The 14,691-nt window shown below is 39.1% G+C and carries 12 protein-coding genes; 11 read left to right on the forward strand and 1 reads right to left on the reverse strand.

Annotated features, from left to right (window positions below):
- Positions 1–53 precede the first annotated feature (53 nt).
- The 3 genes from ABDW32_RS16320 (at position 54) to ABDW32_RS16330 (ending at position 3,759) form a co-directional block, all read left to right on the forward strand.
- A complete protein-coding gene (locus tag ABDW32_RS16320) occupies positions 54–335 on the forward strand; it encodes an ATP-dependent Clp protease adaptor ClpS (protein WP_077437687.1) in 282 nt (93 codons plus the stop codon).
- Between the two features lie 102 nt (positions 336–437).
- Positions 438–2,882 (forward strand): TonB-dependent receptor, encoded by a 2,445-nt coding sequence (locus ABDW32_RS16325; protein ID WP_343564264.1) that lies wholly within the window; start codon positions 438–440, stop codon positions 2,880–2,882.
- A gap of 67 nt (positions 2,883–2,949) precedes the next feature.
- Positions 2,950–3,759, forward strand: coding sequence for a DUF1080 domain-containing protein (locus ABDW32_RS16330; RefSeq protein WP_343564266.1), 810 nt, complete (start codon positions 2,950–2,952; stop codon positions 3,757–3,759).
- 30 nt (positions 3,760–3,789) lie between these two features.
- Here the strand turns inward: ABDW32_RS16330 and ABDW32_RS16335 are convergent, their stop codons facing one another.
- On the reverse strand, positions 3,790–4,509 hold the full coding sequence (locus ABDW32_RS16335; protein WP_343564268.1) for a YjjG family noncanonical pyrimidine nucleotidase: 720 nt from the start codon (positions 4,507–4,509) through the stop codon (positions 3,790–3,792).
- A gap of 103 nt (positions 4,510–4,612) precedes the next feature.
- Here ABDW32_RS16335 and ABDW32_RS16340 point away from each other — a divergent pair, with 103 nt between their 5' ends.
- The 8 genes from ABDW32_RS16340 to ABDW32_RS16375 all read left to right on the forward strand — a co-directional run bounded on the left by ABDW32_RS16340 (position 4,613) and on the right by ABDW32_RS16375 (position 14,687).
- Positions 4,613–5,488 (forward strand): HAMP domain-containing sensor histidine kinase, encoded by an 876-nt coding sequence (locus ABDW32_RS16340; protein ID WP_343564270.1) that lies wholly within the window; start codon positions 4,613–4,615, stop codon positions 5,486–5,488.
- Positions 5,478–6,185: a response regulator transcription factor gene (locus ABDW32_RS16345; protein ID WP_343564272.1), complete on the forward strand. Its 708-nt coding sequence runs from the start codon at positions 5,478–5,480 to the stop codon at positions 6,183–6,185. Before ABDW32_RS16340 ends, ABDW32_RS16345 begins: the two co-directional genes overlap by 11 nt.
- Before the next feature lie 9 nt (positions 6,186–6,194).
- Positions 6,195–6,713 carry a hypothetical protein gene (locus ABDW32_RS16350; protein WP_343564274.1) on the forward strand — a complete coding sequence of 173 codons (519 nt, stop codon included), beginning with the start codon at positions 6,195–6,197 and terminating at the stop codon, positions 6,711–6,713.
- Positions 6,713–7,750 carry a uroporphyrinogen decarboxylase gene (gene hemE, locus ABDW32_RS16355; RefSeq protein WP_343564276.1) on the forward strand — a complete coding sequence of 346 codons (1,038 nt, stop codon included), beginning with the start codon at positions 6,713–6,715 and terminating at the stop codon, positions 7,748–7,750. Before ABDW32_RS16350 ends, hemE begins: the two co-directional genes overlap by 1 nt.
- 273 nt (positions 7,751–8,023) lie before the next feature.
- Complete coding sequence (locus tag ABDW32_RS16360; RefSeq protein WP_343564278.1) at positions 8,024–8,620, forward strand: RNA polymerase sigma-70 factor; 597 nt, start codon at positions 8,024–8,026, stop codon at positions 8,618–8,620.
- Positions 8,621–8,696: 76 nt separating this feature from the next.
- Positions 8,697–9,713, forward strand: a complete 1,017-nt coding sequence (locus ABDW32_RS16365) for a FecR domain-containing protein (RefSeq protein WP_343564280.1) — start codon at positions 8,697–8,699, stop codon at positions 9,711–9,713.
- Positions 9,714–9,760: 47 nt separating this feature from the next.
- Positions 9,761–13,123, forward strand: a complete 3,363-nt coding sequence (locus tag ABDW32_RS16370) for a TonB-dependent receptor (protein WP_343564282.1) — start codon at positions 9,761–9,763, stop codon at positions 13,121–13,123.
- A 40-nt stretch (positions 13,124–13,163) separates the two neighbouring features.
- On the forward strand, positions 13,164–14,687 hold the full coding sequence (locus ABDW32_RS16375) for a RagB/SusD family nutrient uptake outer membrane protein (protein ID WP_343564284.1): 1,524 nt from the start codon (positions 13,164–13,166) through the stop codon (positions 14,685–14,687).
- Positions 14,688–14,691: the final 4 nt, after the last annotated feature.

Here is a 14,691-nt window from a genome sequence, read left to right on the forward strand (position 1 = left end):
TCTTCCCTTTTATATTGTCGTTAATTTAGAAAAAAATATTCTATTTTTGCAGCATGGGTACCCAAACTGCTGAAGAAACCTTTACGTTAGAAGAGATATTAGCGTCTGTTAAGGACTCTAATCGCCTGATTTTATGGAATGACGAAACGAATACGTTCGACCATGTAATTCATTGTCTGATGTATCACCTTCAATATACCGAAAAGCAAGCTGAAAAAATTGCATGGAAAGTGCATACCGAAGGAAAGTGTGCCGTTTTGGAAGGCACTTTTACAGAGATGGAAATCTACCGTAAGATTTTGAAAGCGGAGGGATTGACAGTCTCCGTGGAGTAAATTACTATCCTTTTTGTTACCGTAATAATATGGTTACGCTTTAAGTTTGTCTATAAGTTTTAGTTTTATTTGCACTGAACTATAAACTAAGCTGAAGCTCTCATGTCATTTTACGCTAAATCGTTTAAATTTTTATTATTATTTGTATTCTTTCTGCCGATACTTGTTTTCGCACAAACCGGTCAAATCAAAGCTATCCTGATCGATAGCAAAACTTCCAAACCCATTTCCTCTGCTAGTGCAGCACTTTTGGATACAGCCAATAACTATGTCAAAGGCGCGCAATCTGTAGATCAAGGATTTCTTTTATTCTCGGATGTCAAACCGGGTATATATCATGTACGCATTAGCTATGTTGGTTACGAAACTCAAACCATTGAAGGTGTGGAGGTGGTTGCTGCGCGTAGTAAAGATCTTGGGCGAATTGGCCTAAATTCAACGGGTGAGTTACTGGATGAAGTAGTTGTAGAGGGCAGAGTTCCTGCAATGCAGATCGGTATTGACCGTAAAACATTTAACGTTGGTGAGAGTTTGGTTAGCGCAGGTGGAACAGCAACAGACGTGTTAGCCAATGTGCCCACGCTTCAGGTGGATCAAGATGGATCTGTTAGCCTGCGTGGATCTAGTAGCGTCAAAATCCTAATAGATGGTCGCGAGTCAGCGCTAGCAGGAAATGATGTCACGTCTTTGCTTCAGAGCCTTCCTGCCAATTCCATAGAAAAAGTTGAGGTCATTACGAATCCCTCATCCAAATATGATGCGGAAGGGCAGACAGGGATTATCAATATTGTCTTAAAGAAAAATATTCGAACAGGTCTGAACGGATCGGTTAATGCTTCGCTAGGTTCCTATGATAATTATATGGCGGGTATCACCCTGAATTATCGTGATCGGAAATTCAATTATTTTGGATCCTATAACTTCAATAAACGTAACATGGTGGGAAGTGGGAAGACGGACAATACCTTTTTGAGTGATACCACCCGTAATTATAGTGAATCTGAATCGTCTAGAAAGGGAAACAGCCATACAGTCAAAGCAGGGTTTGACTATAATATGTCTGACCGCACTTCATTGAGTTTTTCCGGTAATTTGAGTATTCGGGATAATAAAAGAGTTGAAGACTTAGATTATCGGTTCTTTAAACGAACAGATGAAATCGGAAAAAGCGCACGTAAGTCGAATCAATTCGAAGATGATCTTGGTTACGAATTCAATGCCGATTTTAGACATCAATTTAAACGGCAAGGAGAAGAATTGACGGCAAATGCGAGTTACGGAAGAGACAAGGAGGATGGTACGAACGATTTTTCTCAAAACTATACCGATGGACGGAAAGAAACCGCACGGACGAACGAGACCTCCGAAGATGGTAAGAATATCAATCTTCAGTTGGATTATGTGCTGCCATTCTCTGAAGTAAGTAAATTTGAGGCTGGCTACCGTTCCCAAATTAGAAAGTCATTTGATACGCAATTTTCCAAACTCCGTGATTCACTAGGCAATTACCTACCAGACTATAAGATTAGTAATGATTTTGATTTTACCAGTGTTGTCCATGCGATTTATGCTAACTATCAAAATAAACTAACGGACAAAATTGGCTATCAAATCGGGTTAAGGGGAGAACAATTTGAACTTAGGTCCACTTATCTCTCGAAAGATCCTGACGCCTTGGAAAGAGAATCCAATGCAAAGCAGAACTTTTTTAGATTATACCCGACTTTGTTTTTAACATATGATGTAGATGATAATGGTGATAAAATTCAGTTTAGTTATTCGCGTCGCGTACAACGCGCTCGTGGTTGGCAGGTCAATCCATTTCTAAATGTATCGGATGATTTGAATTACCGTCAGGGAAATCCAAATCTGAAACCAGAAGATGTACACAGTTTTGAAATGAGTTTTGCGAAAACTTTTGGAAAAGTAAATTTAATATCTTCGGCTTATTTCAATCACGCCAGTGAGGTAATCCAGCCTTTTGTTTACAAAATAGAAGACGGCAGAACGTATAGTCGATGGGAAAATATGACCAGCCGTAATCTTTCGGGTTTTGAATTTATTTCAAAGGTCAACGCAACAAAAGATTTTGACTTTACATTTAATCTCAATTTGATTCATATTAAATATAATGCAAATCCGGACTATGAGATAAAAGAAAGGAAGGATTTCGCTTACAATGCTAATTTAACTGCTAATTATCGTTTTACACCTACTTTCTCTGCTCAAATGCGGGGAGAATATAATTCTTCACGCGTTATGGCGCAGGGACAGATGAATGCGATGAAAGGGTTGGATGTCGCGTTGAAAAAAGATGTCTTCAAAAGGAAGGCGTCGATTATGTTGAATGTTAGAGATGTATTTAATTCACGAAAAATGAATGGTGTGACAGAGACAACTCAACTTATATCTAATTTTGAGCACCGTTGGATGAAGCGAATGATAACGTTATCGCTATCATATCGTTTTGGCAGTCAGGACTTAAGTAAGTCTAAAAAGCGGGAAACTCACACAAACGAAATAAATGGTGGTGGGGAGGAATATTAAAAAATATTCCTCTTTTTAAGCCCAAATGCTTAATTTTAATTTTGAAACAAACCTAAAACTAAAAAGAATGAAGTTATTAAAAACAGTTCTTGCGGTATCGGTGATGGCCTTTTCAGCCCATCTAAATACAGCTGTAGCGCAAGCAAAAAAAGAAGTTCCAGCTTACAAAATTTTGGATCTACCACGTGTAGATATCAAGAAATTCAAAAAGAATAAAGCCGGAGCGTATGTCATTTTTGATGGTACTTCGATGGAAGGCTGGAGAGGATACGATAAAACTGTAGTGCCAAAAAAATGGGTGATCAATGAAGGTGCAATAAAATTTGATAGTGAAGCGAATGTGGGTAAGGACGAAGGTGGTGATTTGATTTTTGCCTATGACTTCAAAAATTTTGAATTGGAATTGGAATGGAAGGTTGCAAAAGGAGCAAATTCAGGAATTTTCTTCTTAGCGAAAGAAGTTGAAGGCCAGCCGATTTATATCTCATCTCCTGAATGTCAGGTTCTTGATAATGAAAACCATCCGGATGCTAAAATGGGGGTTGATGGAAACCGTAAATCGACCTCATTGTATGATATGATTCCAGCGAAGCCACAAAACGCCAAACCCTATGGCGAATGGAACCAAGTGAAGATCCGCGTGAATAATGGTAAAGTTGAGCATTTCCAAAATGGTGTGAAGGTCGTAGAATATAGCTTATGGGATAAATCTTGGATTGACCTATTACAAAAAAGTAAATTTAGTCAAGAAAAATGGCCGTTGGCTTTTGAGTTGCTAAGCCATGTAGGTGGAGAAAGTAAGTCAGGATTGATTGGTCTCCAAGATCATGGAAACGATGTTTGGTTTAAGAACATAACGGTAAAGGTTTTAAAATAGCAAAAAAGCAGCGTTAAAGCTGCTTTTTTGTTATAATATAGTTTGTAATTCTTTCAGATCGAGGATCATATGTGGAACATCTCCAGGTTTTTCCATACTGTTCGGATTAAAGAAGATTGCATCCATTCCAATATTCATTGCACCACGTACATCTGCATCCAGATTATCTCCAATCATCAATGATTCTTGTACTTGTGCCCCTGTAGTCTCCAATGCAAATTGAAATATCCTAGGGTCAGGTTTATTCACTCCAACAACTTCGGAAATAAAGATGTTTTTGAAATATCTGTTGAGATTGCTCTTTTCCAATTTGGTCTCACAAGCCTCTTTGAAACCGTTGGAAATCAAATGCAGATTGTATTTTTCGTCCAAGTAGGCTAAGGTTTCATGTGCATGGGGAAATAAATTTGTCTTTTGGGGACAGATCGCAAGGTATTCCAATTCAAATTCTTCCGGAAATAATTCGGGGTCTACACCCAATTCGATAAATGTATCTGCAAACCTCGCTTTCCTTAACTGGGGTTTGGAGATCTTTCCATGATGGTATAATCCCCAAAGGCGATGATTGTTGATCGTATAAGTTTCAATGAAACGGGTAGGGGATTCCTTGTCAAATAAACTGTCAAACTTGTATTTGAAATATAATTCGTGGAGACTTTCTTCGGCATTTTTGTCAAAATCCCAGATGGTATGATCCAAATCAAAGAAAATATCCTTTTTCTCACGATTAAACATATACAAAGATACCATCTCTGAAGAGATTTTAGCTTATTGTGAATCGGCTAATTTTCTTCTTTGTGTCATAATCTTTAGGATATTTCCGAATACCTTGTTGAATAGCTATTTTTGCTTCATGAAGAAAGCGCTTTTACTCTTTTATTTCCTTTTGTTTTATGCGGTAATGCAGCTGATCTGGTGGGGAGTGATGTTTATCCGCTTTGATCCGAGCAAAAAGAATATGATTATAGGAGAGGGTATTTTCTTTTTGATCATTTTTTTATGGGGTGCTTGGCGTTTAAAGCGTTTGGTGGAGCGGGAGCAGAAATTATTACAGCAACAACAAAACTTTCTTTTAGCAATCACGCATGAGTTAAAATCGCCACTGGCTTCAGTAAAACTTTATATTCAGACGATTTTAAGACGAGATCTGGATAAAGAACAACAGCAGACTTTTTTAAAAAATTCCCTGAAAGATATTGAGCGGTTAGATGATTTGGTTGAGAATGTGTTGATGACTACCAAATTGGACAGTCGCAATTACAGCATGCCGAAGGAGGATTTTAACTTGACCTCATTGGTGGAGCAAATTGTCGATAGGCTTCAAAAAAATTCATGCAGCTCACAGGTATTGAAACCGTACCTGGAGTCGGATGTTATAATCCATGGTGATAAATTTGCGATAAGTAATGTTGTGACAAACCTCATTGAGAATGCGATTAAATATTCACCGGCTTGCGCGATGGTGGATGTGAAATTATATACGGAGAACAATAAAATAATTTTTTCTGTTGCTGACCATGGAATAGGTATCAGTGATGAAGAGAAAAAACTTATCTTTAATAAGTTTTATCGCGTGGGAAGTGAGGCAACACGGAAAACCAAAGGTACAGGTTTGGGGTTATATATCGTGAAAACTGTGTTGCAGAAGCACGACGCGACCATTAAAGTTAAAGATAACACTCCTAAAGGGAGTATTTTTGAAGTAACATTTGAAAGAAATGCAAAGTAAACAAAGAATATTACTTGTCGAAGATGAAGAGCACTTGTTAGAAGCAATCAAGTTGAATCTCGAATTGGAAGGTTACCGTGTTACTACGGCTACTGATGGAAAAAAAGCATTGAAAGTTTTTAAAGAAGAACGTTTCAATCTTGTTATATTGGACGTTATGATCCCTGAAATTGACGGGTTTCAAGTTGCGGAAACAATTCGACTACAGAATACAGAAGTTCCTATCATGTTTTTGACTGCCAAAAATAGCAGTGAAGATCGTATTACTGGGCTAAAAAAAGGGGCAGATGATTATTTGGTAAAGCCTTTCAATTTGGAGGAATTGATTCTTCGCGTTGGGAATTTGGTTCGCCGTGGCATGAAACCAGATGATTTAAAAGAATTGAACTCTTATCAAATCGGAGACAAAACCATCTATTTTAATTCTTATGAATTGCATCTTGCCGATGGAACAATCACTTCATTGACGAAAAAGGAAACGATGCTGCTGAAACTGTTGATCGAACGTCGTAACGAGGCGGTTTCGCGTGAGCAAATTTTAGAAACCGTATGGAATTATGATGTCTATCCGTCGACACGTACCATAGATAATTTTATTTTGACATTCCGGAAATATTTTGAGCCTGACCAAAAGCATCCGATTTATTTCCATTCTATCCGAGGTGTTGGTTATAAGTTTACCGACAATAACGCATAGTAGTAAGAGATGATGACAATTAAGGCTAGAATAGCCGTTATTTTTATTGCTGCATTACTTTTGGGCTATGGTTTATATCAAGGACATTATCAAACATCTGTATTGCTTGCTGGCGGAATTGGTTATTTAATCTGGAGCCATTTCCGGGAAGGATCCGTTTTTTTAGCCACACAGGCTTTTCATAGACAAGACTATGAAAAGACGAAAAACTTATTGTCTGAGATAAAAAATCCGGATACTCTTCGTAAGGGGCGTCGCAATTTCTATGAATTTATGATGGGCAACATAGCTTTAAAAGAAGAGCGTATCGACGAGGCGGAATACCATTTTCAGTTGGCTTCCCGATTGCCCTGGAAAAAAGATAATGAAAAAGGTATGGTAATGATCAACCTTGCTAATATTGCACTGCGGAAGACAGATTATGAACGAGCAAGGGCCTATACAGAGGTGGCCAACAAATTGCATTTAACGGCAAGACAGGCCAGTATTATTACAAAAATAGAAAACGAAATTTCAAAACATTTATAGTGAGTACTACTTTACAAAACGACTTATTGATTAGAGCTGCATTCTCGCAGCAAACGGAGCGACCTCCTGTGTGGATGATGCGTCAGGCTGGACGCTTTATGAAAGAATATTGGGATATCAAAAACAAGTATTCTTTTCTCGAAATGTGCAAAACACCAGAGATTGCAGCAGACGTGACGATGTTGCCGGTGGATTTGTTGGGAATAGATGCGGCGATCTTATTTTCGGATATTTTGGTTACAGCGGAGGCAATGGGTGGAGATCTTTCTTTTGAGCAGGGAGTAGGGCCCCGTTTTTCTAATCCAGTTCGTTCTGTAAAAGATGCAGAAGCATTATCAGTTGACTGTTTAGATAAATTGCAATATGTAGCTGATGCCATAAAAGTAATTCAACAGCGTCTGGATAACCGTATCCCATTGATCGGTTTTGCAGGAGCACCTTTTACCATTTTAAGTTATTTGGTTGAAGGTGGTTCATCAAAGGATTTCAAATTGACGAAGTTGATGTTGAACAATCAACCTGAGTTGGCGCACACCATCCTCCAAAAGATTGCGGATGTAACAGTAGAATATCTCAATATGCAGATTGCAGCTGGCGCGAACGCAGTTCAATTATTTGATAGCTGGGCATTGGCCTTGTCATGGAACGATTACCGTGATTTTTCACATTATTATAACAAACAGATTATTTCAAAATTAAACCGTAAAGATATTCCGGTAATATCTTTCTGTAAAGGATCATCTGTTTTTGCTCCGATGATGGTGGAGGCGCAGCCAGATGTGGTTTCGATCGACTGGAATGCAGATCTTAAAAATATAAAGCAATCTTTGCCACAGGGAATAGCTGTTCAGGGAAATTTAGATCCTTTTGTATTATACGCTGAAAAACCCGTAATTAAAAAGAAGATTGCAGAATTATTTGAACGTATGCGTGGGGAAAATGGTTTTATATTCAATTTAGGGCATGGTATTATGCCTGATATTCCTTTTGACAATGTAAAATACGCAATCGAGGTCGTAAAAGAATTTAGATACTAAGTTTTTCAGGAGATGGATACCGAAAACATGAACTAAGATTTTAAATAAATATCCGATTGATAAAAAGAAGACTTGCCATTACTGGCAGGTCTTTTTTTATATGCGAAGGCGTTCTGAGGATCACTGGATTTATTTTTTTTAGATTGTTAAACTATTTAGATGCAAATTTTAAGTAGAAATAGTGAAAATTCGTGCAAAATATGTTAAAATGAGCATACTTACTTTTTTTGTAAATCTTGTTTTATTTTATAGCTTAGTCGCAAAACCTAATAAATGAGTAAAAATACCTTGATGGATGGACTGCTGATTAATGAAGAAGTGCTGGAAGAAGTGTTTCATCATTATTTTGATGAGCTATGTCGTTTTTTAGGGTATTATACGCGTGATGTACAGTTGGTGGAGGACTGTTTGCAGGATGTCTTTGTTAAACTATGGGAAGATCGGGATCAAATCCATATTTTCCATGTCAAGACCTATCTTTATCGGGCCGCCCGTAACCGTGTACTCAATGCTTTACGCAATGAAAGTGCACGCACTGCGCATTTGGAGCGTTGGTTTAAGGAGGAAATGACTCGCCAGGAAGCAGAGGAGTGTATCAATAGGGAGGAGTTTTTCCTTGTGTATCAGGAAGCTATTGGTAAACTGCCCGAAAAATGTAGAATCGTCTATCAATACTGTAAGGAGGAACAGAAGACCTATCAGCAGGCCGCTCAAGAACTGCAAATATCCATCAAGACAGTCGAAAATCAGATGTCCATTGCGTCTAAAAAAATACGGGCACATATACTTGAGCGCTATCAAATACTGTATCCAGATTCGATTTTATTGGTTTTAACGATGTGTGGTGCAGGTCTTTCCACACTCGTCTAAATATTTTTAAAAAAAATACAAAATCTTTTAGGGGTTTTCTCCGGCCTAGGTGTCTATTTGTCGTAAACCCAAAATAATGAATAGCAGTTATAAGCCGTCACTGGAGCAATTAGTTCGATATCTTAAAAAAGAGAGTGATGTAAAGGAAAATGAAGCGATTGTAGCTTGGCTCGATTCAAGTGAACAAAACCGCCATTATCTTTTGCAGTTGGAAAAAGAATGGATACATCTCAAGGTTCCACCGTTGATCATTGATAGGGCCGATCGCTCACGGATTTGGAACAAAATTCAAGGTCGTATTCAACCTGTTGTTAAAACTATTGTTTTTGACAGGAACCGTTTTTTGTGGTGGATCAGTGCTGCGGCAATTCTTATTTTTCTATCAGGGACATTGGGAACATATTTCATTCAGCGTAATATTTTGATGAATACATCTTCGGCGGAGCAGACTATTGTTTATACGGCTTTAGGTCAAAAATCACAGGTTATATTACCTGATGGATCAAAAGCTTGGTTAAATGCAGGAACCAAGATGACCTACTCCCATGCTTTCAATCAGCATGATCGCAAGATTACACTCGAAGGCGAGGCATTTTTTGATGTGGTCAAAAAAGAAAACATGCCCTTCACTGTGCAGACTTCTCATTTGGATGTTGTGGTTAAAGGTACTGCATTTGATGTTTCGGCTTATGCCGATGATGGAAAAATAGAGGTGTCTTTGTTGCGTGGAAAAGTAGCCATAAAAAATAAAAAAGGACAATTGATCCGGGAATTAAAACCTAATGACTGGATCCAATTGGATAAACGGAGTGGTCGGTATACGCAGGCCCGACAATTGGATGCTGTCCAATATAGCACATGGAAATCCGAAGAGCTTGTTTTTGAGGACGAATCTTTGGAAAGTGTTCTCAAGAAATTGGAACGTTGGTATGGAGTCAATATTACTTGGGAGGGTGCAGAGTCCGATAGGCATTATACATTCAAAGTGAAAACTGAAAGCCTTCGCGAAATTTTGGAATTGATTAATGTCATTACACCAATACATTATACAATAGAAGGTAAATCTGTTACTATAGTTTCAAAAAAGCGATAACCAAAATTGATGATGTAAACTACTTAAAACAAAATATACCATAAATTATGAAAAAGAAACCTATTCTGATGAGTCTTTTGCTCCTCAGCCAGACCTTCTTTGCTGTAAATGCGCAGCAGGCATCCGGCAAAAAGGAGTCTTCAAATCTTAAGTCACTTATCGAAATTGTTGAAAAGAAGTATGGCTATTCATTTATGTTCAGTAATTCGGATGTAGATGTCAAGACACCACTTTTCTATGATATTCAGGCAAGCAGCTTGGAAGCACTGTTGAAAGATGCGTTACAAGAGAGCTCGATTACATACGACATTGCGGGGAAACGGATTTTATTAAAACGTAAGGTTGGAAATAAACAGCAAAAGGGACAAGTAAAAGGAAATGTAGTAAATGAAAAGGGGGAGCCACTAGCAGGGGTAAGTATACATGCTACGGGCAGTGGGAAGACTGTTGCTACTGATCTATCCGGTGCTTTTTCATTGGAAATCAATGCGAAGGATTTCCTCCAGATAAGCTATGTGGGGTACCAAAATCAACAAATTAATGTGCAGGCAGGAAAAGATATCAATGTTACTTTAACTAGTGGAAATAGAGAACTTGATGAAGTTGTTGTGATCGGATATGGTACTTTAAAGAAATCGGATGTCACGGGTGCAATAGCGAGCATTAATACAAAAGATCTGTCAAAACGAGCCACAACAAATCCCGCTGAGGCATTGCAGGGGGTTGCTGCTGGTGTCAATGTGCAGAAAAATAGTGGTATTGCCGGTGCAGGGGTACAGGTCAAGATCCGCGGGGTCAATACTTTTGGTAGTAATGAACCCTTGTATATCATAGATGGTTTCCCCGGTACAATCAGTAACGTCAATCCCAATGATATTGAAAGTATGGAAGTGCTTAAAGATGGTGCCGCTGCTGCTATATACGGTTCCGTCGCTGCCAACGGTGTCGTTATCGTTACCACAAAAGCTGGTAAATCCGGTAAAATTCTTGTGGATATCAATAGTTTTACGAATGTAACAGAGACATCCAATCGACTAAAAGTGCTGGATGCTGAGGGATATGTAAAAGTGCATCGCCAAATGTATGACGAATACAATAAGTACGCTACGACAGCAGTTAAACTCCCAGACTATATCAACAAACCAGGTACGAATAATACGGATTGGCAAGAAGAGGTGTTCCGTTCAGGGCTTTCCACAGCGAATAGTGTTGCCATCCGGGGCGGACAAGACAATACCCGCTATTCTCTGTCCGCTAACTTAAGTAATGACAAGGGTGTAGTTATTGCGAACGATTTCAAAAAGGAAAATGTCCGTATGAAACTGGGGACCAAGAAGAATATCTTTACGGTGGAAGGGAACATGGCCTATACGAATTCGAAATACCACGGGCCTAATTTTAGTCTAAAAGAAGCGTATATGATTTCGCCTTTAGTGCCGGTGTATGACTCCGGAGAAAAAGGTGGTTTTGGTTTGACAAATTGGGGTGGTATTCCTAATAATGTCAACGTGGTTGCTGATGAACATTATAAAACAAGCTGGACCAAAAAGCAGGATTTTGCGGGAAATGCTTTTGTTAGCGTGGATATTATTAAAGGCCTAACCTTTAAAACAAGTTATGCTTTTAATGCGATCAATACACAAAATTATTACCATTATCCGCCATTTGCTTCCGATGAAAAAAATCCTTATGAATTTCCTTTTTATTGGGAAGGGCGCAGTTACTGGCAGGAGCAGGTCTTTGATAATCTCCTGAACTATAAAACCGAATTTGGAAAACATAGTTTAAATGCACTTTTGGGCAGTTCGTTGAATATGCAGGAATCTAATTGGAATAATGTGGGTGTTGAAGGAAAGAAGATCGTATACTCGGTTGAGAATGGTAAACTAATGAGTAAAGAGAGCGCCGAGGGATTTTTGGACCCGAACTTTATGACCATCAGTTCGGGACAGGGAGGGACATTTTCTGCCGATGGTTCTAAATATGACTATAACCGCGTGTCTATCTTCGGACGTATCAATTACTCGTATGCTGATCGTTACCTGGTACAGTTAACCTTACGTCGTGACGGCTCATCCAAATTCGGAAAAGATAGCCGATATGGAAATTTCCCTTCGATAGCATTGGGCTGGAAGATCGATGAGGAGGCATTCTTTCCAAAGGAATCTTTCGTATCCAATCTGAAATTAAGGGGAAGCTGGGGGAAACTGGGAAATGAGGTCGCCTTGGGATATTATGACCACCAGGCGCTGATCAGTACCTACAACAACTTATACATGGGATATGTACGCGGAAGTGGCAATCCTTGGCCCGGAAGCATAGCAATGGGGCTTGAGAATAGACTGTTGAGCTGGGAGACTACAGAATCAAAAAATATAGGCGCCGATTTCGGTCTATTCAATAATTTATTAAGGGGTTCGGTAAATTATTTTACTAAAACCACCAACGATCTTTTGATCACTAAAAAAGTCGCTCCATCGGCAGGTTTGGAAGATCCGACATTAAATGTTGGGAAGATCCGAAATTCAGGTTTTGAGCTTGAACTAAAGTACGCTAATCGAAAGAATGCTTTTCAGTACGATATCGGCTTAAATCTATCAACATTGAAAAATAAAGTGGTGAGCCTCGCGAATGAAGATCAGATTCTTTTGGGAAATGGGCTTAAATTCGATACGGAACATTTTCCTAATCAAACTCGTGTAGGCTATCCGATCGGCGCATTTTTCCTTTACCAGACTGATGGTATCTTCCAGAATATGGAAGAGGTGAACAAACATGTCAACAAGGATGGTAAGTTGTTACAAGATAATGCCAAGCCAGGCGATATCCGCTTTGTCGATGTCGATGGTAATGGTGTAATTGATGATGAAGATAAAAAATACAGTGGTACGGGAATTCCTAAATTGGAAGTGGGATTGAATCTTGGGGCTTCTTACAAAGGGATTGATTTTTCGGCATTGATCGGAAGTGGTTGGGGACATAAACTCTATAACGGGAACAGGTACTTTTTTGAAGCCATGAGTTCTGGATCAAACTTTCTGAGTAGCACATTAGATGCATGGACAGAAAATAACCGTAATACCGATGTTCCACGTGCTGTATTACAAGACCCAAATGGAAACAGTCGTGAATCTACACGTTTTCTGGAGTCAGGTAACTTTATTAGATTACGTCAGTTGCAGATCGGATATACTTTACCTAAAAATCTTTTACATGCAATCCGTTCAGAAAATCTACGATTTTATATCAGTGGACAGAATATGTATACCTGGACAAAATACAAAGGAATTGATCCTGAGTTTGCACCATCTGGAGTCAATAATAAATCCAGCGTGTTAAATACAGGTGTGGACCGTTATATTTTTCCATTTACCAAGTCTTATTCCTTTGGAGTTCAATTCACGTTTTAGGACTTGGGTATTTATTGTATCATAATTAAAGAAAAAAAAGATGAAAAAGAATAAAACAAATTATAAATGGATTCTTTGTATCGCATGTGCATTAAGTACGACATTGTCCTGCAGCGATAAATTGGATTTAGCATCACCAGACAAACTTACTTCAGATAATTTTTGGCGTAATGCTGAGGATGCCGAGTCTGGACTTTCTGCTGCGTACTCGCAGTTGGAAGCGGCGACAGATGTATGGGAATTTGCAGAGGTAAAATTTCCGGTCGAAGCCTATCGTGAAGATGTTTGTGAAATAGGAAGTGATGCCTTGAACTATCAAACTTGGGTGGAACTCTATAATTTTACCTATACAAACGGTAATAGTCAATTTACGGCCTATTGGAGCAAAGCCTATCGTGGAATTTCATATGCAAATCAAGTCATCGAGAAGACTGCAGCAATTGAAATGGATGCAAATAAGAAAAGTCAGATTATAGCTGAAGCGAAGTTTCTACGTGCCTATTATCATCTTAAACTGTTACTCAACTGGGAGAAGATCATTGTCCGCGATCAATATATCACCAGTGAGGGAAAGATTAATAAAGCATTGTCTGCGCGGGATGAAGCATGGGCTTTTATTATCGGGGATCTGGAGGCTGCAGTTGCCAATCTGCCGATGAAACAGGAGGCTGCGAATGCCGGTCGGGCAACCAAGGGAGCGGCGAACGCCTACCTCGGGTACAGTTATTTGACTTTGGCCTATGAAAATACGGCGAAGAAGGATGAACTTCTCGGAAAAGCTGAGCAGGCTTTCAAAGCCGTATCAGGATATAAGCTGGAAAAAGATTTCCTGTCTATGTTTGACGGTACAAATAAAAATAGTGCAGAATCAATTTTTGAACTTCAATTTACGGATAACACGGCTAATGGGGCGAGTTACCGCACAGCATTGCATAAGTGGATAGCCGTGGGAGAACTGGGAGGTTGGGACGAAATTTTGCCGAGCAAGATGCTCTTAAATGAATTTAAAAAGGAAGGTAAGATTGCGACAACAGGGCGTTATGACTCGCGTATGTACCAGACGGTATTTTGTAATGATCCTTACTTCAATGATTTGAAGAATGGGGGTGTTTATGGCTTTACTTACGATGAAATATTTGGCGCCGGATCTGACCGGGCAAGTTTCAGAAAGTACTTACCAAGGACGGCTGCTGATTTGGACAAATCGCGTACAGCAGTCAATCTTCCCTTGATGCGTTATGCTGATGTATTGCTGTTGTTGGCTGAAACCCTAAACGAACGTAATCGTCCCGGGGATGCTATACCTTTGATCAACCAGGTACGCCAACGAGCTGATATGCCGGCGCTTCCTTTGAATTTGTCTGTTACCGAAGTGAAAAAACGTATCGAACATGAGCGTATCGTGGAGTTTGCTTTGGAAAATACCCGATTCTACGATATGCGAAGATGGGGGAAAGCGAAAGAAGCATTGCAGGCCGTCGATCGGAATAGTTTTGATCCAGCTAAGCATAACTTTTACCCCGTTCCATTGCTGGAGATCAAATCAAATGATAAAATTAATTAAGGAG

The sequence above is a fragment of the Sphingobacterium sp. genome (assembly GCF_039596235.1).
In the GTDB taxonomy this organism is placed as follows: domain Bacteria; phylum Bacteroidota; class Bacteroidia; order Sphingobacteriales; family Sphingobacteriaceae; genus Sphingobacterium.

Excerpts from the sequence above, each read along its gene's own strand:
- ABDW32_RS16320 (WP_077437687.1), top strand. The coding sequence starts at position 54 with ATGGGTACCCAAACTGCTGAAGAAACCTTTACGTTAGAAGAGATATTA.
- ABDW32_RS16375 (WP_343564284.1), top strand. The coding sequence starts at position 13,164 with ATGAAAAAGAATAAAACAAATTATAAATGGATTCTTTGTATCGCATGT.
- ABDW32_RS16365 (WP_343564280.1), top strand. The coding sequence starts at position 8,697 with ATGAATAGCAGTTATAAGCCGTCACTGGAGCAATTAGTTCGATATCTT.
- ABDW32_RS16330 (WP_343564266.1), top strand. The coding sequence starts at position 2,950 with ATGAAGTTATTAAAAACAGTTCTTGCGGTATCGGTGATGGCCTTTTCA.
- ABDW32_RS16345 (WP_343564272.1), top strand. The coding sequence starts at position 5,478 with ATGCAAAGTAAACAAAGAATATTACTTGTCGAAGATGAAGAGCACTTG.
- ABDW32_RS16350 (WP_343564274.1), top strand. The coding sequence starts at position 6,195 with ATGATGACAATTAAGGCTAGAATAGCCGTTATTTTTATTGCTGCATTA.
- ABDW32_RS16340 (WP_343564270.1), top strand. The coding sequence starts at position 4,613 with ATGAAGAAAGCGCTTTTACTCTTTTATTTCCTTTTGTTTTATGCGGTA.
- ABDW32_RS16335 (WP_343564268.1), bottom strand. The coding sequence starts at position 4,509 with ATGGTATCTTTGTATATGTTTAATCGTGAGAAAAAGGATATTTTCTTT.
- ABDW32_RS16370 (WP_343564282.1), top strand. The coding sequence starts at position 9,761 with ATGAAAAAGAAACCTATTCTGATGAGTCTTTTGCTCCTCAGCCAGACC.
- ABDW32_RS16360 (WP_343564278.1), top strand. The coding sequence starts at position 8,024 with ATGAGTAAAAATACCTTGATGGATGGACTGCTGATTAATGAAGAAGTG.
- ABDW32_RS16325 (WP_343564264.1), top strand. The coding sequence starts at position 438 with ATGTCATTTTACGCTAAATCGTTTAAATTTTTATTATTATTTGTATTC.